The sequence below is a fragment of the Micromonospora sp. M42 genome, from assembly GCF_000568915.1.
Classification (GTDB): Bacteria; Actinomycetota; Actinomycetes; order Mycobacteriales; family Micromonosporaceae; genus Micromonospora; species Micromonospora chalcea.
On record NZ_KK037233.1, the window covers coordinates 2,323,823 to 2,346,701 of the forward strand.

At 71.6% G+C, this 22,879-nt stretch carries 20 protein-coding genes; 14 read left to right on the plus strand and 6 right to left on the minus strand.

Annotated features, from left to right (window positions below; all coding sequences use genetic code 11):
* The first annotated feature begins 56 nt into the window (after positions 1-56).
* The 8 genes from MCBG_RS10495 to MCBG_RS10530 are packed head-to-tail and all read left to right on the plus strand — an operon-like array spanning position 57 to position 8,218.
* The gene (locus tag MCBG_RS10495) at positions 57-929 is read left to right on the plus strand and encodes an FAD binding domain-containing protein (RefSeq protein ID WP_043325356.1); all 873 of its coding nucleotides are present in this window, start codon (positions 57-59) and stop codon (positions 927-929) included.
* A gap of 2 nt (positions 930-931) precedes the next feature.
* Positions 932-1,480 (plus strand): (2Fe-2S)-binding protein, encoded by a 549-nt coding sequence (locus tag MCBG_RS10500; RefSeq protein ID WP_043325358.1) that lies wholly within the window; start codon positions 932-934, stop codon positions 1,478-1,480.
* Complete coding sequence (locus MCBG_RS10505; protein ID WP_043325360.1) at positions 1,477-3,867, plus strand: aerobic carbon-monoxide dehydrogenase large subunit; 2,391 nt, start codon at positions 1,477-1,479, stop codon at positions 3,865-3,867. Before MCBG_RS10500 ends, MCBG_RS10505 begins: the two co-directional genes overlap by 4 nt.
* An 11-nt stretch (positions 3,868-3,878) precedes the next feature.
* Positions 3,879-4,745 (plus strand): XdhC family protein, encoded by an 867-nt coding sequence (locus MCBG_RS10510; protein ID WP_043325361.1) that lies wholly within the window; start codon positions 3,879-3,881, stop codon positions 4,743-4,745.
* Between the two features lie 8 nt (positions 4,746-4,753).
* Positions 4,754-5,326: a nucleotidyltransferase family protein gene (locus MCBG_RS10515; protein ID WP_223201172.1), complete on the plus strand. Its 573-nt coding sequence runs from the start codon at positions 4,754-4,756 to the stop codon at positions 5,324-5,326.
* The gene (locus MCBG_RS10520; RefSeq protein ID WP_043325365.1) at positions 5,323-6,192 is read left to right on the plus strand and encodes an AAA family ATPase; all 870 of its coding nucleotides are present in this window, start codon (positions 5,323-5,325) and stop codon (positions 6,190-6,192) included. The genes MCBG_RS10515 and MCBG_RS10520 overlap by 4 nt, the downstream gene beginning before the upstream one ends.
* Positions 6,189-6,986 (plus strand): SRPBCC family protein, encoded by a 798-nt coding sequence (locus MCBG_RS10525; protein ID WP_043325368.1) that lies wholly within the window; start codon positions 6,189-6,191, stop codon positions 6,984-6,986. Before MCBG_RS10520 ends, MCBG_RS10525 begins: the two co-directional genes overlap by 4 nt.
* Complete coding sequence (locus tag MCBG_RS10530; RefSeq protein ID WP_223201173.1) at positions 6,968-8,218, plus strand: vWA domain-containing protein; 1,251 nt, start codon at positions 6,968-6,970, stop codon at positions 8,216-8,218. The genes MCBG_RS10525 and MCBG_RS10530 overlap by 19 nt, the downstream gene beginning before the upstream one ends.
* Here MCBG_RS10530 and MCBG_RS10535 read toward each other — a convergent pair.
* A complete protein-coding gene (locus MCBG_RS10535; RefSeq protein WP_043325369.1) occupies positions 8,143-9,099 on the minus strand; it encodes a LysR family transcriptional regulator in 957 nt (318 codons plus the stop codon). The two genes, MCBG_RS10530 and MCBG_RS10535, sit on opposite strands and share 76 nt — an antisense overlap.
* 141 nt (positions 9,100-9,240) lie before the next feature.
* A complete protein-coding gene (locus MCBG_RS10540) occupies positions 9,241-10,197 on the minus strand; it encodes a helix-turn-helix transcriptional regulator (protein WP_043325371.1) in 957 nt (318 codons plus the stop codon).
* Positions 10,198-10,255: 58 nt separating this feature from the next.
* Here MCBG_RS10540 and MCBG_RS10545 point away from each other — a divergent pair, with 58 nt between their 5' ends.
* Positions 10,256-10,999: an alpha/beta fold hydrolase gene (locus MCBG_RS10545; protein WP_043325372.1), complete on the plus strand. Its 744-nt coding sequence runs from the start codon at positions 10,256-10,258 to the stop codon at positions 10,997-10,999.
* 74 nt (positions 11,000-11,073) lie between these two features.
* On the opposite strand, the gene ygiD is transcribed toward MCBG_RS10545, so the two are convergent.
* Complete coding sequence (ygiD, locus tag MCBG_RS10550) at positions 11,074-11,919, minus strand: 4,5-DOPA-extradiol-dioxygenase (RefSeq protein ID WP_043325374.1); 846 nt, start codon at positions 11,917-11,919, stop codon at positions 11,074-11,076.
* A gap of 129 nt (positions 11,920-12,048) precedes the next feature.
* Positions 12,049-13,272, minus strand: coding sequence for an MFS transporter (locus MCBG_RS10555; protein WP_043325376.1), 1,224 nt, complete (start codon positions 13,270-13,272; stop codon positions 12,049-12,051).
* Positions 13,273-13,437: 165 nt separating this feature from the next.
* Here MCBG_RS10555 and MCBG_RS10560 point away from each other — a divergent pair, with 165 nt between their 5' ends.
* The 5 genes from MCBG_RS10560 (at position 13,438) to MCBG_RS32990 (ending at position 21,394) form a co-directional block, all read left to right on the plus strand.
* Entirely contained in the window at positions 13,438-16,713 is a 3,276-nt protein-coding gene (locus tag MCBG_RS10560) for an AfsR/SARP family transcriptional regulator (protein ID WP_223201174.1), read from the plus strand.
* A 15-nt stretch (positions 16,714-16,728) separates the two neighbouring features.
* Entirely contained in the window at positions 16,729-17,403 is a 675-nt protein-coding gene (wrbA, locus tag MCBG_RS10565) for an NAD(P)H:quinone oxidoreductase (protein ID WP_223201175.1), read from the plus strand.
* A gap of 291 nt (positions 17,404-17,694) precedes the next feature.
* Positions 17,695-18,756, plus strand: coding sequence for an SMP-30/gluconolactonase/LRE family protein (locus MCBG_RS10570; protein WP_043325381.1), 1,062 nt, complete (start codon positions 17,695-17,697; stop codon positions 18,754-18,756).
* A gap of 27 nt (positions 18,757-18,783) precedes the next feature.
* Positions 18,784-20,523 (plus strand): PQQ-dependent sugar dehydrogenase, encoded by a 1,740-nt coding sequence (locus MCBG_RS10575; protein WP_140946250.1) that lies wholly within the window; start codon positions 18,784-18,786, stop codon positions 20,521-20,523.
* A 373-nt stretch (positions 20,524-20,896) separates the two neighbouring features.
* Positions 20,897-21,394, plus strand: coding sequence for a hypothetical protein (locus tag MCBG_RS32990; protein ID WP_198033291.1), 498 nt, complete (start codon positions 20,897-20,899; stop codon positions 21,392-21,394).
* Here the strand turns inward: MCBG_RS32990 and MCBG_RS32425 are convergent.
* Together MCBG_RS32425 and MCBG_RS10590 are read right to left on the minus strand one after the other, a co-directional pair.
* Positions 21,348-22,295, minus strand: a complete 948-nt coding sequence (locus MCBG_RS32425; protein ID WP_043325384.1) for a hypothetical protein — start codon at positions 22,293-22,295, stop codon at positions 21,348-21,350. The two genes, MCBG_RS32990 and MCBG_RS32425, sit on opposite strands and share 47 nt — an antisense overlap.
* Positions 22,296-22,436: 141 nt before the next feature.
* A complete protein-coding gene (locus tag MCBG_RS10590; protein ID WP_043330437.1) occupies positions 22,437-22,769 on the minus strand; it encodes a PadR family transcriptional regulator in 333 nt (110 codons plus the stop codon).
* Positions 22,770-22,879: the final 110 nt, after the last annotated feature.

Sequence of the window (22,879 nt, forward strand, 5' to 3'; positions counted from 1 at the left end):
TCGGCGTTGACTTCCGCGGGCACCGGCACCACATTGACGACTTCCGGAGGTGCGATATGCAGGTGCCGGCCCCGTTCGAGTACGAACGAGCAACCAGTGTGGACCACGCCATCAGCCTGATGGAACGGCTGGGCAGCACGTCACGGCTGATCGCCGGCGGGCACAGCCTGCTGCCGATGATGAAGCTGCGGCTGGCCAGTTTCGACTATCTCATCGACATCAACGATCTCCACGACGAGCTCGGCTACATCGAGGCGGGCCCGGACGAGCTACGCATCGGTGCGCTGACCCGGCATCGGGAGCTGCTGGAGTCCGCCACCCTGACGGCGGCCTTCCCGATCTTCGCCGACGCCGAACGGGTGATCGCCGATCCGATCGTGCGCAACCGGGGCACACTGGGCGGCTCCCTGTGCCAGGCGGACCCGTCGGAGGACCTGTCCGCGGTCTGCACCGCCCTGGACGCGAGCTGCGTGATCCGCGGGCCGGGCGGCGCCGAACGGGTGGTGTCCATGGAGGAGTTCCACGTCGGGCCGTACGAGACGGCCGTCGGCGACGGGGAGATCCTGGTCGAGGTCCGGCTGCCGGTGCGGCCCGGCTGCGGCAGCGCGTACGAGAAGGTGGAACGCCGGGCCGGCGACTGGGCGGTGGTCTCGGCCGGCGCCGCGGTCTGGCTCGACGGCGGCGTGATCTCCGACGCCCGGGTCGGGCTGGCCGCCGTGGGCCCGAACACCACAGGTATCCCGGAGATCTCGGCGGCGCTGCGCGGGCAGACACCCAGCGAGAGCCTCTTCGCGCAGGCCGGTGCGATCGCCGCGCGCAGCTGCGATCCGGCCACCGATCAGCGGGGCAGCGCGGACTACAAGCGGCACCTGGCCGACGAGCTGACCAGACGGACCCTGCGCCGGGCCGTGGAACGGGCGAGGAGCTGAGCATGCAGGTCACCATGACCGTCAACGACGTCGAGGTCACCCGGGAGATCGAGGGTCGGCTGCTGCTTGTGCACTTCCTGCGCGACGTGCTGGGCCTGACCGGCACGCACTCGGGCTGCGACACCAGCAACTGCGGCACCTGCGTCGTCTGGCTCGACGGCGAACCGGTGAAGTCGTGCACCGTGCTGGCCGCGATGGCCGGCGGCCACCAGGTGCGTACCGTCGAGGGCCTGGCCAAGGGCGCGGAGCTCGACCCGGTCCAGCAGGGCTTCATGCAGTGCCACGGCCTGCAGTGCGGCTTCTGCACGCCCGGCATGATGATGACCGCTCGGGCGCTGCTCAACCGCAACCCGGACCCGACCGAGGCGGAGATCCGCGAAGCGATCTCCGGCCAGATCTGCCGCTGCACCGGCTACGCCACCATCGTGCGCTCGGTGCGCTGGGCCGCCGTGCACGAGGCGAACGCGGCCGCCGCGGTCACCGAGACCACCGAATCACCCGAAGCCGGCGAGATCGACAACGCCGGCCGGCCCGCCGGGAGCGTCGTATGACGACTGTGCACGAGCGCGTGGACACCTTCCACGACAACGACCAGAAGCCGGTGGGCTACGGCCGGATGCTGCGGAAGGAGGATCCGCGCTTCGTGCGCGGCCGGGGCCGGTTCGTCGACGACGTCCGGCTGCCCGGGCTGCTGCACCTGGCCATCCTCCGCTCGCCGGTGGCCCACGCGCGGATCCTGAGCATCGACACGAGCGCCGCCGAGGCATCCCCCGGCGTCAAGGCGGTAGTGACCGGGGCGATGCTGGCCGAGCAGGGTCTGGCCTGGATGCCGACGCTCTCCAACGACGTGCAGGCCGTGCTCGCCACCGACAAGGTGCGCTTCCAGGGTCAGGAGGTGGCGTTCGTCGTCGCCGAGGACCCGTACGCGGCGCGGGACGCGCTGGAGCTGATCGACGTCGAGTACGACGTCCTCGATCCGGTCGTCGACGCCCGCCGCGCGCTGGAGCCGGACGCCCCGGTGATCCGCGACGACCTGGAGGGCAAGACCGACAACCACTGCTTCGACTGGGAGACCGGCGACGAGGCGGCCACCGCGGCGGTGTTCGCCCGGGCGGACGTCGTGGTCAGCCAGGACCTGGTCTATCCGCGGGTGCACCCGGCGCCGATGGAGACGTGCGGCGCGGTCGCCGACTTCGACGCCGTCGAGGGCAAGCTGCGTCTCTGGTCCACCACGCAGGCGCCGCACGCGCACCGCACTCTCTACGCCCTGGTGGCGGGCATCCCCGAGCACAAGATCCAGGTGATCTCGCCGGACATCGGCGGTGGCTTCGGCAACAAGGTGCCGATCTATCCGGGGTACGTCTGCGCGATCGTCGCGTCGATCGTCACCGGCAAGCCGGTGAAGTGGATGGAGGACCGCTTCGAGAACCTGATCAGCACCGGCTTCGCCCGCGACTACATCATGCGTGGTGAGATCGCGGCGACCCGTGACGGCCGGATCCTGGCCATCCGCACCAACGTCCTCGCCGACCACGGCGCCTTCAACGGCACCGCCGCGCCGGTGAAGTACCCGGCCGGTTTCTTCGGCGTCTTCACCGGCAGCTACGACATCGAGGCCGCGTACTGCAAGATGACGGCGGTCTTCACCAACAAGGCGCCCGGCGGCGTGGCGTACGCCTGTTCGTTCCGCATCACCGAGGCCGTCTACCTCGTCGAGCGGATCGTCGACTGCCTCGCCGACGAACTGGGCATGGACCCGGCCGAGCTGCGGCTGAAGAACTTCATCCGGCCGGAGCAGTTCCCGTACACGACGAAGACCGGCTGGGTGTACGACTCCGGCGACTACGAGCCGACGATGCGGCTGGCGATGGAGATGGCCGGCTACGCCGACCTGCGGCGCGAGCAGCAGGAGAAGCGGGCCCGGGGCGAGCTGATGGGCATCGGCATCGCGTTCTTCACCGAGGCCGTCGGCGCCGGGCCGCGCAAGAACATGGACATCCTCGGCCTGGGCATGGCCGACGGTTGCGAGTTGCGCGTGCACCCGACCGGCAAGGCCGTGGTCCGGCTCAGCGTGCAGTCCCAGGGTCAGGGGCACGAGACGACGTTCGCGCAGATCGTCGCGGAGGAGATCGGCATTCCGCCGGACGACATCGACGTGCTGCACGGCGACACCGACAACACGCCGTTCGGCCTCGGCACGTACGGCAGCCGGTCCACCCCGGTCTCCGGCGCCGCGGCGGCCCTGGTGGCCCGCAAGGTCCGCGACAAGGCCCGGATCATCGCCTCCGGCATGCTGGAGGTCTCGGTCGCCGACCTGGAGTGGGACAAGGGTTCCTTCCGGGTCAAGGGCGATCCGGGTAAGAGCGTGACGATCCAGGACATCGCGATGCGGGCCCACGGCGCCGGTGACCTGCCCGAGGGCGTCGAGGGCGGGTTGGAGGCGCAGATCTGCTACAACCCGTCGAACCTGACGTATCCGCACGGGGCGTACATCTGCGTGGTGGACATCGACCCCGGCACCGCGCAGGTCAAGGTGCGGCGGTTCATCGCCGTCGACGACTGCGGCACCCGGATCAACCCGATGATCATCGAGGGGCAGGTGCACGGCGGGCTGGCCGACGGGGTCGGCATGGCCCTGATGGAGATGATCGCGTTCGACGAGGACGGCAACTGCCTCGGCGCGTCGCTGATGGACTACCTGCTGCCCACCGCGCTGGAGGTGCCCGACTGGGAGACCGGCTTCACCGTCACCCCGTCCCCGCACCACCCGATCGGCGCGAAGGGCGTGGGCGAGTCCGCCACCGTCGGCTCCCCGCCCGCGATCGTGAACGCGATCGTCGACGCGCTCGAACCCTTCGGCGTACGGCATGCCGACATGCCGTTGACGCCGTCGCGCGTCTGGGACGCGATGCGCGGCAACGCCCGCCCGCCGATCTAGGGGAGGTGGCCATGACGACTATCGCCCGCCGTACGCAGGATCTGACCGCCTCGCGCGCGCCGTTCGTGCACGCCACGGTGGTCCGGGCGCAGGACCCGACGTCGGCCCGGCCCGGCGACGACGCGGTGATCCTGCCCGACGGCACCATCGAGGGTTTCGTCGGCGGGGTGTGCGCCGAGAACTCGGTGCGGGCGGCCGCCCTGGACACCCTCCGCGACGGCAAGGCGCTGCTGCTGCGGGTCCTGCCGGACGGCACGCCCGCCTTTCCCGACACGCCGGGGGCACGGGTCGTGGTCAACCCGTGCCACTCGGGCGGGGCGCTGGAGATCTTCCTGCGCCCGGTGCTACCGGTACCCGTGCTGGGTCTGGTGGGCGACACGCCGATCAGCGCGGCGGTGGCCACCCTGGCGGCCTTCCTCGACTTCGAGGTGGCGACGTCCGGCGACTACGCCGGCGCGACAGCGGTCGTGGTGGCCGGCCTCGGCAAGGGCGAGCAGGACGCCATCCGCGCCGCCCTGGACGCCGGGGTGGGGCACATCGCGCTGGTCGCCAGCCGAAAGCGCGGGGCGGCGGTGCTCGACGAACTGGCGCTGTCCGACGCGGAGCGCGCCCGGGTCCGGACCCCGGCCGGGCTGGAGATCGGGGCGCGCTCACCACAGGAGATCGCACTGTCGATCATGGCCGAGGTGGTGCGGGCGCTGCGGGTGGACGGCCTCGCCTCCTCCCCCGCACCACCCGCGGCGCTCCCCCAGCAAGCAGTCGACCCGGTGTGCGGGATGACGGTCCTGATCGGACCGGACACCCCGCACGTGCGGATCGACGGCACCGACCACTGGTTCTGCTGCCCCGGCTGCCTCGACCGGCACGTGGCGGCGTAGCCGTGTTCGTGACCGGCCTGGTTCTGGCCGCCGGGGCCTCGGTACGCCTCGGCGAGGCCAAGCAGCTGCTGCCGTACCGCGGGCGGACGCTGCTCGACGCCACCCTCGACCTGGCCCGCTCGTGCGCCTTCGACCAGTTGCTGGTGACCCTCGGCGGCGCCGCCGACCTGATCCGCGATCGGGTGGATCTGACCGGGGTCCAGGTCGTCGAGAACGCCGAGTTCAGCACTGGTTGCGGATCGTCGGTCCGCGCCGCGACGCAGGCGGTGGACCCGCGCGCCGACGGGCTCGTGCTCCTGCTCGGCGACCAACCAGGCGTACGGGCCGCCGACGTACGCCGGGTCGCGGCGGCGACCACCCCGCTCGCGGTGTGCCGGTACGCCGACGGCCTGGGACACCCGTTCTGGTTCGCCCGCGACGTCCTGCCGGAGCTGCGTGTCCTGCACGGCGACAAGGCGGTGTGGAAGCTGCTGCACTCCGGCCGCCACCCGGTCACGGAGATACCTGTGGACGGGCCGGTGCCGATCGACGTGGACACCCGCGCGGACTACCGGCGGCTGCTCTCGGGCGAGGCGCGGTGAAGGACCCCCTGGCCGTGCGGCGCCGGCTCGACGCCGTCGACTACCTGGCCGACGACGGCATGGCGATGGCCGTCTTCCTCGCGCTCAAGCTGGGCAAGCCGCTGCTGCTCGAGGGCGAGCCCGGCGTCGGCAAGACCGCGGCCGCCAAGGCGCTGGCGCGGGCGCTGGACACGACACTGATCCGGCTGCAGTGCTACGAGGGCCTGACCCCCGGCGAGGCGCTGTACGAATGGAACTACCAGCGGCAGTTGCTCGCCATCCGGCTGGCCGAGGCCCGGCACGCCTCGCTCACCGACGCCGACCTGTTCGCCGCGGAGTTTCTGCAGGAACGGCCGATCCTGCGGGCGGTACGCCACCCGGGGCCGGTCCCGCCGGTGCTGCTGATCGACGAGATCGACCGGGCCGACGACGAGTTCGAGGCGCTGCTGTTCGAGTTCCTCGGCGAGTCCGGGATCACCATCCCCGAGCTGGGCACGTTCACCGCGACCACGCCGCCGGTCGTGGTGCTCACCTCCAACCGCAGCCGCGACCTGCACGACGCGCTGCGCCGCCGCTGCCTGTACCACTGGATCGACTTTCCGCAGATGGACCGGGCCACCGAGATCGTCCGGCGGGCCGTGCCGGGCGCCACCGAAGGGCTGATCCGCACGGCGACCGCCTTCGTCGGCGACGTACGTGCCCTCGGCCTGGACAAGGCGCCCGGCATGGCCGAGGCCATCGACTGGGTCGCCGCGCTGTCAGTGCTCGGCGCCGCCGACCTCTCCGCCGACGACGTCGTCCGGACCATCGGCACCATCGCCAAGACCCCCGACGACCGCGCCGCCGTCGCCGCCGCGCTCGGCGCACACCAGGAGAGGCCGGCATGAAGATCACCAACGAGTTCACCGTCGACATTCCGATCGCGCAGGCGTGGGCGATCCTCACCGACCTGGAGGGCGTCGCGCCGTGCCTGCCGGGCGCCCAGTTGACCGGCGTCGACGGCGACGTCCACCAGGGCACGGTGAAGGTCAAGGTCGGCCCGGTCGTCTCCGAGTTCGCCGGCACCGCACGTTTCGTCGAGAAGGACGAGGAGCGCTACCGGGGGGTGATCGAGGCGAAGGGCCGCGACCGGCGGTCGGCGGCGAACGCGTCCGCCCTGGTCACCGCCGAGCTGCGGCCGGACGGTCAGCGCACAGTCGTCAACGTGGACACCGATCTGAAGATCTCGGGGCGGCTGGCCCAGTTCGGCAGCGGCATGATCAAGGAGGTGTCCGGCAAGCTGCTCGCCCAGTTCGTCGCCAACCTCGAAGCGAGGCTGGCGGCGGAGGAGACCGGCGACCCGCACGCGGCCACCGCGCCTGACGCATCCGAGCCCGCGCCGGCCGTCGCCGCCACGCCCGACCGCGCCACGTCCGCCGCGACCGGGCCCGACGCCTCCACGGCCCTGCCCCGTACCCTCGCGGCCGACGCGGACGCCACCCCGTCCGGGACCACCGTGGCCGGCACCCCCGTGGCCGTCTCGGCGCCCACCGGTCGACCGGATGCCGACGCCGACGCCGAACCGGAGACGCTGGACCTGCTCGACATCGCCGGTGGGGCCGTCGTCAAGCGCCTCGTGCCGGTGCTCGTCGGGATCGTCGTCGTCGGTGGGATGATCGCCTGGTGGGTCGCCCGCCGGTGAGCGGCGGTGTGCTGCGCGGCGTCGACCGCGCGGCGTTCGCGACGGCGTTCGCCGACCGGTTGCGGCGGGCCGGCGTACCCGCCGGGCTCACCGAGGCCGGTGACTTCGTCCGGGCGCTCGGCGTGTGGACGCCCGGTGAGACGACCGCGCTCTACTGGGCCGCCCGGATCAGCTTCGTGCGGCGGCACGCCGACCTCGCCGCCTTCGACCGCGTCTTCGCCGCTGTCTTCGCCGACGCGCCGCCGCTGCCGCTCACCCGGTCCGCGGCCCCGCCGGGGACCCGGGACGACGTGCACCTGCCGGTGCCCGCCGACACCGACGACACCGACGACGGTGGTGGGCTGCCGTGGGCGACGTTGCCGGCGCCCGTCGCCGAGGCGGAGCCCTCCGACGCCGGGGTGCGGCTGCCCGAGCGACGGCCCAGCGCCCTCGCCGGGCTCGCCGACCGGCCGTTCGAGGACCTCGACGCCGCCCAGCTCGCGCTGCTCGGCGACGCCTTGCGCGAGGCCGTCGCCCGCTGGCCGTCCCGGCGCACCAGGCGGCACGCCGTCGGTCCGGCCGGGCGGCGGGTCGCGCTGCGTCCGACTATCGCCCGGGCCCGTCGCACCGCGTGGGAGCCCGTCGAGGTCGTCCGCGAGCGACAGGTACGCCGACCGCGCCGGGTGGTGCTGCTGTGCGACCTCAGCGAGTCGATGCGGGCCCAGGCCCACGCGTACCTGCACCTGCTGCGGGCCTTCGCGGTGACCACCGACGCGGAGGTGTTCGCCTTCGCCACGACGCTCACCCGGCTCACCGTCGCGCTGCGGCACACGTCGGCGTCCGCGGCGATCGCGCACGCCGGCGCCGCCGTGACCGACCGGTTCGGGGGTACGCGCATCGCGACGAACCTGCGGGCACTGCTCGCGTCCCCGCACGGCGACGCGGTTCGCGGGGCGGTGGTGCTGATCGGCTCGGACGGCTGGGACAGCGACCCCCCGGACGAACTCGCCGCCGTGATGGCACGGCTGAGCCGCCGCGCCCACCGGATCGTCTGGCTGAACCCACGGGCCGGCGCCCCCGGCTTCGCTCCCCTGGTGGCGGGCATGGCCGCGGCCCTGCCCTACTGTGACCGGCTGCTGCCGGCCGCGACATTCCGGGACCTGCTGGACGCCGCCGGTCAGCTCCAGAGCGTCACGTGCACCGAGGGCCGGAAGCGGTTCACCGCGACGCCCACGCCGCGCATCATCGCCTGAATCGCCCGGGGCGTCGACGCGAAGCGGCACAGTTCCGCTGCCACGGACGGTGTGCCGGGTGTGACGAGCACCAGCGAATGCCACACCGCCTCGGCCTTGGCGTGCGGCCCGGACAACGCCACGAGCTGGCCGCTGCGGAGATCCGGCGCGACGGTGAACGACAGCGCGGGCGCGATCCCCCGGCCGCGCTGCGCCTCACCCAGCGCCGCCGCGTGGCTCTGGAAGATCTGCTGCTGCTCCTCGGGTACGCCGAGCCGGCGCAGCATCGCCGGGACAGCGCCCACGGTGTCGGTGGCCGAAGGGCCGAGCAGCCAGGTCTGGTCACGCAGCTGCCCCGGCGAGGCCGGCACACCGGCCAGCGGATGATCCGGGCCGAGGACAGTCACCAGCCGGTAGTTCATCATCGGCCGGCCGGAGATCGCCGGATCAGCCACCGGCGGCAGCGGCCCCATCGCGACGTCCGCGGCCCGGGTCAGCAGCAGCGACTCGAAGGAGCCGGGGTCGCAGACGCTCAGCTCGATGTCGAGGTCGGCGGCGCGTCTGGCGAACAGCTCGATCAGTCTCGGCGCGGCGAACTCGGCGAACTCGCTGGACGCGGCGACCCGCAGCATCCGGCGGCCGTGCGCCGCCGAACTGACCTCCAGGACCGTACGGTCCTGCAGGCCCAGCATCTCGGCCGCGCGGCTGGCGAGCCGCAGCCCGCCGGGGGTAAAGGCCAGCCCCGCCGCCGTCCGGGTGAACAACTGGTCTCCGAACTCCCGCCGGAGCTGGCCGATGAGCAGCGAGACCGCCGACTCGGAGACCTCCAGTTGCGCGGCGGCCTGCTTGACGGATCCCAGCCGGACGACAGCGACGTAGGCCCGTAGCTGCGTCGGAGTCATCGGCGTCGACCCGCCCTTCTGCTGCGCCGTGGACTGCTGCGGGCAGCCCGCGGTGTACCCCGATCATTCCCCGCCGATTGCCTCGCCGCCAGGGACAGCGCGCCCGGAGCGATCCGGCTGGTACGCGGGGTGAGTGCCCGATCAGGCGTCGGTGTCGGTGAGCAGCCGGGCGGCCAGGGCGCGTATCTCGTTCTTGAGTTCGTCCGGGCGCTCGATCGTGAACGACCAGCCGAGCCCGGCGAGCATCTGTGCCGCGCCGTCGAGCCGTTCCGCTCGGGCGGTGAGGCGCACTCCGCCGGGAACCTCGGTGAGCGTGCCGACCGAGGGCGGGATCCGTCGCTGCGCCTGCTCCGGGCTGGTGTGCAGCACCACGGAGATGTCGTGCGCGTACGGCACTGCTGCCAGCCCGGTGAGTACCTGCGTGGTGGGATCGAAGCCGGCCGGGATGTCGAACCTGCCCGGGGTGGGGCGGGCGGTCCCGATGCGGTCGAGCCGGAACGTCCGTACGGCCCGGCGGTTGTGGTCGTGGCCGGTGACGTACCACCGGCCGGCGTGGAAGACCAGCCCGTACGGGTCGAGTCGGCGCTCGCCGGCCTCGCCACGCCAGGTGGTGTAGGTGATGTCCACCGGTTGCTGATGCCGGGCCGCTTCCGCGAGCACCAGCAGCACCTCGATGCCGGGCGGGGCGGACTTCCGGACCCGTGCGGTGAAGTCCACGGTCTCCAGCAGCGAATCGATCCGCCGGGCGAGAACCGCTGGCAGCACCCGGCGGATCTTCGCGGTCGCGCTCTCGGCGGCCGCGCCTTCGGCGGTGACCAGCCCGGCCCGGCGGGCGGCGACGAGCCCGAGCATGACGGCGACCGCCTCCTCGTCGGTGAGCATGAGTGGCGGCAGCTTGTATCCGGGCGCGAGCCGGTATCCGCCGTAGCGGCCGCGCCGGGCCTCGACCGGGATGCCCAGGTCGGCGAGGTGCGCGGCGTAGCGGCGGACCGTGCGCTCGTCGACGCCCAGCCGACCGGCCAGTTCGGCGACGGTGAAGCCGCCGCCGGCCTGGAGGATCTCCAGCAACGCCAGTACGCGCGCGGTCGGCCGGGTCACGAATCCCCACTTCCAATCCGGGCGGAACCTGTCCGGTATTGATCGTAGCGTGTCAGGCATGACGACCTTCGTACTGGTTCCCGGGTTCTGGCTCGGCGCATGGGCCTGGCGCCCGGTCACCGCCGCCCTGCGCGGGCACGGCCACGAGGTGTACCCGCTGAGCCTGACCGGTCTGGGCGAGCGCGCCCACCTGGCCCGCCCGGACACCGACCTCGACGTCCACGTCACCGACGTGGTCAACCTGCTGCGCTACGAGGACCTGCACGACGTGGTGCTCGTCGGGCACAGCTACGCCGGCGCGGTCGTGACGACCGGCGTTGCCGACCGCATGACCGACCGCATCGCCCAACTGGTCTTCGTCGACACCGGCCCGCTGCCCGACGGGGCGGCGAACGAGGACTTCAGCCCGCCCCCGGAGCGTGACCGCAACGCGGCGACGGTGGCCGAACACGGCGACGGCTGGCGGCTGCCACCCCCGCCGTGGGCCGGGCTGGCGGCGAGCGCAGCAGACGTGGATGAGTCGGTCGTCGCGTTGCTCGATGAGCGGTCGGTGGCCCAGCCGTGGGCGACTGCCACCACCCCGGTGCGGCTCACCGGCGCGTGGGAGAAGCTGCCCCGCCTCGGCGTGCTGTCGAGCTTCACCGCCGAGCAGGCACGCGAGATGGCCGCCACCGTGCCGCTGTGCCGGCACATGGCCGGCGATTCGTGGCGGTACGAGGAACTGCCGACATGGCACTGGCCGATGCTCAGCCGACCGGCCGAGCTGGCCCGGATCCTGCACGAAGCCAGGCCGACGGTGTAGCCCGCGGTGCCCGGGCGACCGCGCCCCAGGTCACCCGGGCACAAACATGGGGAACCATCGAACACAGCCGGTGCTCAGATGTTGGAGCCGTCCGGCGGCAGCCCGGGCGGTGGCTGCGGGGATCCGCCCCGGCCGGCAGCCGGTGGACAGGACATGCCCAGGGTGTAGGCCGTCATGGACAACGAGCCGTAGGCGTAGCCGTCGACGAGGACCTCGGTGTCGGGGGTGTCCATGGCGGCGGCCAGACCGGCGAGATACAACGCCGGGATGAAGTGATCCGGTGTCGGTACCGCACGGCGGAAGTCCCCGTGGGCGTCGAGGGTCGCGTACTCGCCCGGATCGGTCAACATCCGGGCCTTGGCGTCCTCGTCGAAGCGTCGCGCCCAGTCGAAGCCGTCGTCGGTCAGCGTCCAGTCCATGCCGCGCAGGTTGTGCACGACGTTGCCGCTCGCCACGATCAGCACGCCGCGCCGACGCAGTGGAGCGAGCCGGGCGCCGAGTTGAAGGTGGTAGTCCATCGGCTTGTCGGCGTTGATGCTGAGCTGGACGACGGGAATCGTCGCGTCCGGAAAGGCGTGCATCAGCACCGACCAGGTGCCATGGTCGATGCCCCAGCTGTCGACGTCCGCCCCGACCCAGGTCGGATGGACGACGTCACTGACCTCCTCAGCCAGCTCGGGCAGCCCCGGCGCCGGGTACTGCACCTCGAACAGCTCCTGCGGAAACCCGTAGAAGTCGTGGATGGTCCTCGGCCGGGGCATCGCGGTGACGGCCGTGGCGTTGATGTACCAATGGGCGCTGACCACCAGGATCGCGCGGGGACGCGGCACCGCGGCGCCGAAGGCTCTCCACGCGGAGGTGTACCGGTTGACCTCGAGGGCGTTCATCGGGTTGCCGTGGCCCAGGAACGCCGCGGGCATCAACACATCCAGGGCCGGATGTACGTCTGAAGGCACGTGGACTTCCCTCCGTGGAGGACCGGATCGTACGGCGCGGCCTGCCGGACCTGAAAGTCACGATAGTGCCGACCGCGACGTGACGTGGGCTGATCAGGCGGTCGGATGGGAGAGCGCCACGGCGATGGCTGGTCCGATCGCGACGCTGAGCAGGTAGGCGAGGTTGAACAGGCCCAGTGCTTCGGCCCGGTGGGAGCCGGATACGACGCCGGCCGCGTGCAGGGCGAGTACGCCTTGGCCGGTCGCGGCGGCCAAGGAACCGAGCGTCATCGCCGCAAGCAGCAGCGGTACAGCGGTGGTGACCGTCGCCAGCAGCAGCGCGGCGGCGCCGGTGAGGAGCAACACGGCGACCGCGACGCGGCGTGGCACTCGCACGGATGCCGCGACCAGGAACCCGGAGCAGATGCCGCCGATCAGGTACGGCGCCAGCAGCACGAGCCCGCTCTGGGTGCCTGCCCATCCCGCGTGCTGTCGCAGCAGGTCCGGCGCGGCGTAGAGCAGGGCGAAGTTCCCCGCTCCCAGCGCGAAGGCCAGCGCGCACGCCGCGAGGAACCGGCCGTTCCGTGCCACCGCAGCAGGCAGGAAGCCGTCCGGGCGGACCTTGGTCCAGGCCACCAGCAGAGGCAGCAGCACGACGGTGGCCGGGCCGGCCACCAGCGGCCGGTGCGGAATGAGGACGGCTGCGGTGACCAGCATGGCCAGGATGGTCATCCCGAAGAAGTCGAACGGCGCCGGCGCCGCGTCCGGTGCGGTGGTGCCGCGGCGAGTCGCGGGCACGGCGAGCACCGCCAGCAGCGGCAACGCCAGCGCCGCCTGCCACGAGGAGAGGTCGGCGATCAGTGCGCCGGTCAGCGGACCGGTGGCCCCGACGACCGCCAGCGACGCGGCGACCACGCCCATCTGCCGGGCCGAGTCGGCCAGTTTCATCGCGGTCACGGTGAGGCCGGCAGACCCCAGTCCCTGCACCGCCGCACCGGCCACCATCGCCGACACGCTCGGGATCAGCACGAGGATGAGCGTCCCCGCTGCCACCAGCGCGGACGCGACGGTCAGGGCCGCTCGTACGCCGCGACGGGCGAGCAGCGCCGCCAACAGCGGCGTCCCCAACGCGATCCCCCAGCCGAAGGCGGTCACACCGGAGGCCGCGGCCTGTTCCCCACCACCCGTCGCGCGCGCCAGGTCGTCGAGCAGCAGTGCCGGTGCGGCAATCCCGAACGACAGCGGACCGGCCAGCAGGGCGAGCCAGGGTGTGGCCACCCGCCCCGGTGCGAGTTGCCTGTCGCGGTGAGCGGCTCGGCGCCGCTGTAGCTGATCCATGTCGTTCCTCCGGTGTCGGCTCGGTTCAGCCTTCCCGGGGCTCCTTACCATCGGCTGATGGCCGGCTGACGTACGCGTCGGTGACCCCGCGTCGCTTCCCGCCGAGCAGACCGACGGCCGGCGGACCTTCGCGGGGCGGGACAGCCGGCTGGCTAGTGTGAAGCGATGAGGTTCGGAGTGCTGGGCGACGTTGCGGTGTGGACGTCGGACGGCACACCTGTCGCCGTGCCCGGCCTCAAAGTGCGTGGTCTGCTGGCTGACCTGCTGGTTCACGAGGGGCGCCCGGTGACCGCCGACCGGCTGATCGAAGATCTCTGGGGTGACGAGGCGCCGGGCAACGCGCTCGGGGCGCTCCAGACCAAGGTGTCGCAGTTGCGGCGTGCCCTGGAGGCGGGCGAGGCGGGTGGCCGTGCGCTGGTCGAGTCCGGTGAGGCCGGCTACCGGCTGCGGACGTCGTCGGAATCGGTCGACGCCGGTCGCTTCGCCGCTCTGTTGCTACGTTCGGGCGCGCAGCGGGAGCCCGCTGTGCGGGCGGCGACGCTGACGGAGGCTCTGTCGCTGTGGCGCGGTTCCCCGTACGCCGACTTCAGTGACGAGCGATTCGTCCGCCAGGCGGCCGATCGGCTCAACGACCAGCGCCTGACCGCGCTGGAGGAACTGGCCGAGGCCCGGCTCGATCTTGGCCAGCACCACCTGCTCGCCGGGGAACTGACCGACCTGGTCGCAGGCCACCCGTGGCGTGAGCGACTACGGGCCGCGCACCTGCGCGCCCTGTACGGCTCGGGACGGCAGCATGAGGCGCTGTTCGCCTACGAGCAGTTCCGTCGGCAGGCGCGCGACGAACTCGGTGTCGATCCCGGCAGAGAGTTGGTCGAGCTGCACGGGGCGATCCTGCGCCAGGATCCCGCCCTCCAGCCGCCGGCACCGGCGTCGGCTCCGGCCCGAACCAACCTGCCGGCGCCTCTGTCGCCCGGTCCGTACGGCGGACTGATCGGGCGCGACGCGGCCGTCGAGGCGGTACGGGAGCGGCTGACGAACGAGCGGCTGGTGACCCTGACCGGTCTGGGTGGGGTGGGAAAGAGCAGGTTGGCGATCGAGGCCGCTCGGGTGCTGGGTGACACGTTCCCCGCTGGAGTGTGGCTCGTCGAGCTGGCCGGCCGGCCGTACAGCGGCGACCACGCGACCTGCACCGAGATTGTCGACATGGTGGCGGCGACGCTCGAGATCCGAGACGACAGTCCGCCCGGCCTGCCCGGTGATCGACCACCCCGCGAGCCGATGGACCGGCTGGTCGCCGCGCTGCGAGGTCGGCGGATGCTGTTGCTGCTCGACAACTGCGAACACGTGGTGGCGTCAGTCGCTCAACTGACCGAGAAACTTCTCGGCGCCGCGGCCGACCTGCGCATCCTGGCGACGAGCCGCGAACCGCTCGGGATCCCCGGCGAAGTCGTCATTCCGGTGCCGCCGCTGGCCCTGCCGGAGCCCGGAGCCGGCGCGCGGCAGATCGCCGAGGCTCCGGCGGTTCGGCTCTTCGTAGCCCGCGCCCGCGCCACCGAGCCGGGGTTCACCGTCGATCAGCGGGACACGGACGCGGTCGCCGTCATCTGCCGGCGTCTCGACGGCGTACCGCTGGCGCTGGAACTGGCCGCGTCCCGTCTGGCCGTTCTCGATCCGGACGAGCTGGCGGCACGGCTCGACGATCGCTTCCGGCTGCTGTCATCCGGCCGGCGCACCGCGCCCCCGCGTCAGCAGGGACTTCGCGCCGTGATCGACTGGAGTTGGGAGTTGCTGGCGCCTCCCGAACGCGCGGTGCTGCGCCGGCTCGCGGTCTTCGCCGACGGCGCCACCCTGGCCGCCGCCGAGCAGGTGTGCGCTGGCGGCCAGGTGGCAGCGGACGAGGTCCTCGATGTGCTGGCACGCCTGATCGACCGGTCGCTGGTCATGGTGCGGCACGGTGAGAGTCCGCGACGCTTTCGGCTGCCGGAGACGGTGGCTGCCTACGGTCTGGAACAGCTCGACAGCGCCGCCGAGCTGCCCGCAACTCGTCGCCGTTACGTCACGTGTTTCGCCCGTCTCGCCGAGCAGGCCGCCGGGCGGCTACGTGGTCACGATCAGAGCCGCGCGCTACGCGAGCTGGACGCCGAGAACGCGAACTTCCGGGCGGCGCTCGACGTCGCCGCCACTGACGGTCAGGCCCGCGTGGGCCTGGCGCTCGCCACCTCGTTGTCCTGGTACCGGCTGCTCCGGGGTCGGTTCGGAGAGGTGAGCCGGTCACTGCGAACGGCGCTGGACATCGTCCCGAGGAGCGAGGTCGACGTCGCACCGGACGGCCTGCGGCGGCATGCGGAGATGTGGCTGACCGCTCTCGCCACCCGGGACGGCGATCCGACCGCTCCCCGGCAGCGGATCCTGGAGAGCTACCAGGACCACGAGGGGCCGGAGAAGGCGTTCGCGCAGTGGTTGTTCGCTTCCATGATGCTCGGCTCCGGAGATCCGGGCGCGGCGGCCGTCCTGGTCGACGCGGCGCTGGCGGCGTTCCGCGCCGGCGGGGACCGGTGGGGCATCGCTGCCGCCTGCGCCATCCGAGCGGACCTCGCGCTCGTACTCCGCAGCGACCTGCCCGCGGCGCAGCGTGACTGCGAGACCAGCCGGGCGCTGTTCGAGCAACTGGGCGACCGCTGGGGCCAAGTACATCCGACGAGCCTGTTGGGAACCCTGGCCGAGATCCACGGCGACTACGATCGCGCCGCCACGCGCTACCGGGAGGCGTTGCGCATCGCCGAACACCTGCGGCTGTGGACGTCGGTGTCCCGGCAGCTGGCATGCATCGGCCGGCTCGCCATTCTGAGAGGCGACCTCGACGAGGCCGTCGTCAGTCACGACCGCGCGCTACAGGTGGCCCAGGAACAGTCGAGCTCCTCCGCCGTCGCCTTCGCCGGCACGGGCCTGGCAATGATCGCGCGACGGCGGGGCGACCTCGACGCCGCCGAGACCCGGCAGCGGGACCTGCTCGACTGGAACCGCCGTGCCGGCTTCCTGCCGGGCTGCGCGCTCGCGCTGGCCGAGTTGGGGTTCATCGCCGAGCACCGCGGTGATGCTGTCCTCGCCGAGCGCCACCACCGTGAGTCGCTCGACGCGGCGCGCGCCACCGGTGATCAACGGGCGGTCGCCCTGGCTCTCGAGGGCCTGGCCGGGGCCATCAGCCTCGGCGGTGAGAGCCGGCCCGCCGCGCGGCTGCTCGCCGCGGCACGGACGCTGCGCGAGGCCGCCGGCGCGCCGCTGCCTCCCAGCGAGCAACACGACGTCCAGCGCATCACCGTCCGCCTCCGGGAGGCGCTCGGCAGCGACGAACTCGCTGCCGAGATGAGCCGCGGCGCACAGCTCGACCTCGACGAACAGCCGTTCAGCGGCGTCGGTAAGGGGGTGGTCAGCGAACGGTAAGCCTGCTCGGCACGGTTGACCGAGTACCGAGCCGACCCAGGAGGCAGCATGCATACCGATGCCAGGATCGCCGTCATCTACTACTCCGCCACCGGCACCGTGCACCGGCTCGCGCAGGCATTTGTCGACGGAGCCGCGGACGCCGGCGCGGAGGTCCGCCTGCGCCGGGTGGCAGAGTTGGCGCCGGAGCACGTCATTGATGCCAAGCCGCAGTGGCGAGCCCACCTCGACGCCACTGGCGACATTCCGGTCGCCACCCTGGACGACCTCCGGTGGGCCAACGGGTACGCCTTCGGCACGCCGACCCGTTTCGGGAACATCTGCGCTCAGCTGCGCCAGTTTCTCGACACCACGACCGGCCCATGGCAGGCGGAGGAACTGGCCGACAAGCCGGCGACCGGTTTCACCGCCAGCTACGAGGAACACGGCGGCCAGGAGGCGACTCTGCTCAGCCTCTACCAGACCTTCCACCACTGGGGGTCGATCATCCTGCCTACGGGCTACCTGAACTACGACACCGCTCACGTCGCCGGCGGAAACCCGTACGGCGTCAGCCAGGTGGAGAGCCGCGCCAGCCGGGATCCCGAGTACGCCAGAGCGGTCCTCGAGACGGCCTGCTTCCAGGGCGCACGCCTGACCCGGATGGCAGCCGCTCTCGCCGCCGCCCGCGCGGACAGCAAGCTCGGGTAGGAGCCCGGCGGCGGGAGCAGTACGACACCGGGACGGAATCGTGAGTAGACGCGCGGGTCATGTCGAACATCGGCAGAAGGTGTACGGGGTGTCCGCGCTCAACCCGGTCACGTCATCGGCCGCCTTTCGGGGCATGCGCCGAAGGCGATCGTGGGGAACTGATGCGGGGCGCCGTTTCCTCGCCTAAGCTGCATCCAATACATCGATATCAATCGATAGCAGGTGTCGGCGGCCGAGGCCGGTCCAGGCAGCCACGGGCCTCGCATTCACCGACCCCGATTGGAGTACCCGATGACCTGGCGTCCAACCATCGCCGCACTCACCGGCCTGTGCCTCGCGCTCACCACCGCACCAGGCCCCGCCGGCGCCGCGCCCCCGGCACCTCGGCGCGCCGCTCATGTGAACGTTCACACCTACCCGCTCGCCGGGCCGCCCGGCGCGCCCCCCGGGGTCTGCCCGGGCGGCACCGGGTACGGCCCGCCGCTGCCGGCCGGCTCCGTGTCCGCGACGAAGATCCAGGGCGGGTTCTCGTTCCTCGAAGGACCGGTCTGGATCGCCGAGGGCGGCTACCTGCTGATGTCCGACATGGCCGCGGGCACCGGGCCGTACAACGTGCAGCCCTCCACGATCCGCCGATTCACCCCGCCTTCGACCTTCGACACCTTCATCGCCGACTCCGGCAGCAACGGCCTGGCACTCAGCCCCGACGCCCAGCAGATCATCGCCGCCACCCACGACCAGCGGAACGTCTCCGCGTACCGGCTGAGCGACCGGACCCGCAGCACCGTCGCCGCCGACTACCAGGGCCGGGCGTTCAACTCACCGAACGACGTCACGGTCCGCTCCGACGGCGTCGTCTACTTCACCGACCCCAACTTCCAGCGCGGCAACCGACCCGACCAGATGAGCGGACGTACCAGTGTCTTCCGCGTCTCCGGCGGCCAGGTCTCGCTGGTGGACGACCGGCTGCGGCAACCCAACGGCATCGCGCTCTCCCCGGACGGCGGCACCCTCTACGTGAGTGCCTACTCCGAGAACAAGATCTACAAGTACGTCGTCCAGCCCGACGGCAGCACCGGCGCCCGCAGCGTCTTCGTCAACTACCTCGGCGGTCCCGACGGCGTCACCGTCGACTGCGCCGGCAACGTGTACTGGGCCTCCGGCTCGGACGGGCTGATCCACGTCTACTCGCCCTCAGGCGCGCAGCTCGGCACGATCCGCTCCGGCGGCGCCGGCACCACGAACGTGGCGTTCGGCGGACCCGACCGGCAGACCCTCTACATCACCTCCGGCCGGACGAACGACTCCGGCCTGTACAGCATCCGGCTCAACGTCCCCGGCTACCCGTACTGACCAAGAACCCCGGGAAGGAAAGCACCCGTGCGGACCAATCCTCACCAGCTCCGACACCGCGTACCGCTCGCCCTGCTGATCTGCGCCGGCACCGTCCTGGCCGGCGTACCCGCAAACGCCGCGGCGGCCGCGCCGGCGGCCGGCAGCCGGCCGGCGGCCCGGCTCGCCGCCGACACCAGCCCGCCCACCCGGCCGACCGGCCTGCGCAGCAGCCGGCTGACCTGCCAGTCCGTCACGCTTTCCTGGTACGCGTCCCGGGACAACGTCGGCGTCGCCTTCTACGACATCTACCACGACGGCCAGCTCGTCACCTCGGTCTCGGGACGGACGCTGACCGCCACGCTCAGCGTCGTGCAGGGTGTCACCTGGGGCTGGTACGTCAACGCCCGCGACGCCGCCGGCAACGTCTCGCAGGCCAGCTCCACGCTCTCGGTCACCCCGCCGTTCTGCCAGCAGGACACGACTCCGCCCAGCACGCCGACCAACCTGGCCGCGACGGTGAACGGTACGGCCGTGACCCTCACCTGGTCGGCCTCCACCGACAACGTCGCGGTCACCGGCTACACGATCCTGCGCAACGGTACGGCCGTCGGCTCCACCACCGGCACCGGCGGAAACCCACCGGCGACCACGTTCACCGACACCGGGCTGACGCCCGACACCGACTACCGGTACACGGTGACCGCCCGCGACGCCCAGGGCAATGTCTCGGGGACGAGCGCCGCGGTCACCGCGCACACCGGCACGGGGTGCACGAGCCCGGTGTGCGGCGCCACGGTGGTCACCACCGAGAAGGACCTGCCCTGGGGCCTTGTGCAACTGCCCGACGGCACGGTCCTCTACGGCCGGCGCGACCTGTTCGACATCGTCGCCATGAACCCGGACGGCACCGACAAACGCAGCATCGGCACCGTGCCGAACGTGGCCGGCACCAGCGGCGAGGGCGGCGTGCTCGGGCTGGCCGTCTCGGCCACCTTCACCACCGACCGCTGGCTGTACATCTACCACACCACCACGACCGACAACCGGATCGTGCGCATCCGCTACGACGGCACGCTGCAGACCGGCACCAGGCAGGTGCTCGTCACCTGGATCCCGCGCAACAAGTACCACAACGGCGGCCGGCTGCGCTTCGGCCCCGACGGCAAGCTCTACGCCGCCACCGGCGACGGACAGAACCCCGACGTGGCCCAGGACACCAACAATCTCGGCGGCAAGGTGCTGCGGCTCAACCCCGACGGCACGGTGCCGGCGGACAACCCCTTCGGCAACCACGTGTGGAGCTACGGCCACCGCAACCCGCAGGGACTCGCCTTCGACTCCCAGGGCCGGCTCTTCGAGCAGGAGTTCGGCAACAACGTCATGGACGAGACCAACATCATCGTCAAGGGCGGCAACTACGGCTGGCCCGCCTGCGAAGGCACCTCCGGCGACTGCGCCAACCCGAGCTTCAGGGCCCCGATCCGGACGTACCCGGTGGCCGAGGCCTCGTGCAGCGGCATCGCGATCGTCCGGGACGTGCTCTACATCGCCTGCCTGCGTGGCAACCGGATGTACCGTGCGGAGATCAGCGGCGACACGCTCACCAACGTCCAGCAGTACTTCGTCGGGACGTACTTCCGGCTGCGCACCGTCGAACCGACCCTCGACGGCAATCTGTGGCTGACCACGAGCACCGGCGGGGACAAGGACAGCACCCCGAACAACAGCAACGAGAGAGTCCTCAAGGTGACCCTCGGCGGGGCGGCGTCCGGCCCCACGAGCTGAGAGAAGGCCTCCCGGTTGCCGGAGCGGTTGCTGGACAGCTCCACTCCACAACCGGGAGGCCTTCGTCATCACGTTCATCGACGTCATGCCTTCTCGGCCGGGTGAGGAGGCCGACGCACCAGTACCGGGCAGAGGGAGGATGGGTGGTGATAGGCAACTTGATCGCGATCGAAGAGCACTGGATCACGCCCGCGCTGACCGCCGCTGTTCAGGGCAGCGACGACAGTCTCCCGTTCGTGCTCGCGCTGACACCGCCCGGCACCCAGTCGCTGGCACCCGACGACGCGGTACGGCTCAGCCGGATAGCGAACGAGACGGCCGCCGAGGCCGTGAGCCGTCACCCACGTCGGCTGCGCGCGATGTCGAGCTGCCGATGTCGGCTCCGGACCGGGTCGTGCCCGAGCCGGAGCGCGCGGCGGCGGAGGGGCACGTCGGCACGATGGTCTACGGACGGTCCGGCGACCTGTTGCTGGACGACCCGGTGTACGAGGACTTCTTCGCCGCGGCCGAGGGGCTGGGACAGCCGGTCTCCGACTACATCCGGACGAACATCTGGATCACGACGTCGGGGATGCTGAACCCGGCGCTCCTGCAGCACGCGCTGACCGTGACCGGGTCGACCGTCGGATCTTCTCCACCGACTACCCCTTCCAGCACCCTGGCCGCGACGAGATCGACACGTTCCTCTCCCACTTCGCTCCCGACGCCCGGGACCAGGTCACCGAGGGCAACGCGCATGGGTCTGGACTGCCGGGCCTTCTGGTGGGGCGGACCGGGCGAGGGCGAGCATCACGGCAGTGCCTGGCGGGTGGCCGCGGCTTCGCTCAGCCGGCCAGCCCTCGCCGGCGCCTGTGGCCAGGCACTGCGGTGATCAGCAGCCCGCCGACGACGGCAGCCGCGCCGAGGTAGGCCAGCGGCCGGAAGAGCATGAACGTATACCCGATCCAGGCCGGTCCTGCTGGCTGGTGCGGGGCAAAGTAGCTGGCGACCAGCGCCAGGGCGCTCAGCGCAGTAGCGGGGAGAAGGGCGAGCAGTCCTGCGCCGGCTACGACTACCGTGAGGGCCCGCCGCGTTGGAGTGGCTTCCTTGATCCGCCGGAACGCCCAGGCCGCCATCAACCAACCGGCGGCAGCGCCGGCGAGTAGCCCAGCCGTGGTCAGTGGGAGCACGGCGACGGGCGTCGTACGGCTGACGGCTACTTGCAACCCATAGTGGGATTCGTCGAGGGCGCCCTCAGAGAAAACCTCCACCAGCCACCCATCCCGATAGACCGCTGACTCCGGGCAGCAACCGGACAGATCCGTTTTGGCTGGCCGCCAACCGGCCGCCCGCATGCGTTGCTCTGCCCCGTCAACCAACTGGCGCACCGGCCTGTCGTTGGGGTAGGTGAACTGGAAGAAGACCTTCCCCGCCCGGTACTCGTCGGTTCCGCCTATCAGGTACACCCATCGCGGATCGGTGTAGTCGGGGTTGTCGTCGTAGATGAAGTCCCACCGTTGCGGCACAGCCGACATCCCCGGCGGTAACGCCGGCTCAACCATTCGCAGCGCGTCGGAGTTGCTCGGCAAGGGTTGCGCGGTCTGCCAACCCAGATAGCCGCCGAGCGCGCCGAGCGCCACGGCCGTGACTGTGGCAGCGCAGATCACGCCGACTATTCCGGCTGCACCCCACACCCGGAATCGGAATCGGAGACCACCGGTGAGCAGGTCGACGACCTCGGCGCGGGTCGGCCAGGTCCTGTCGACTGGAGCGGCGTCCAGCAGTGTCGTCACGATCTCGGCGCCGCGTCGGCGTCGGTAGGACCGCGGGTACGTCAGCAGCAACCGTCGGTAGCGGCAGGTGAGCCTCGCCCGAGCGCCTGGTTCTGGCATCTGCACTCCTTGCCGATACGTGAGCACTGCTGATCAGAGGGATCAGGACGGAAGGAGACCGGGCCGCGATGTCCACCCGGCGAGACGGTTGACGGCGATCTCTGCATTGCTGCGTAGCCGGGCAGTCTCCTGCCGCAGTGCGGCACCGCCCTGTTCGGTCAGCCGGTAGTAGCGCCGCGCCCGACCATCGACCGTCTCCTCGCGGTCGATGGCGATCAGCCCTTCGGCGGTCAAGCGGTCCAACGCCGCGTACAGCGTGCCGGCGCTCAGCTTCACGCGTCCCTTGGACAGGATCGCCACCTGGCGCATCACGCCGTATCCGTGCAACGGCGGACCGGCCAACGCGGCGAGGGTCAGGAAGGTGGGTTCCCGCATGGTCACGCCAGCAATATACAGATGATCGATACAACCGAACAGATCCAGCCGGCCACAGCAACCGACCCCAGCGAGCACGGTAGACGACAAACAACGATCGGCCGCGCCGA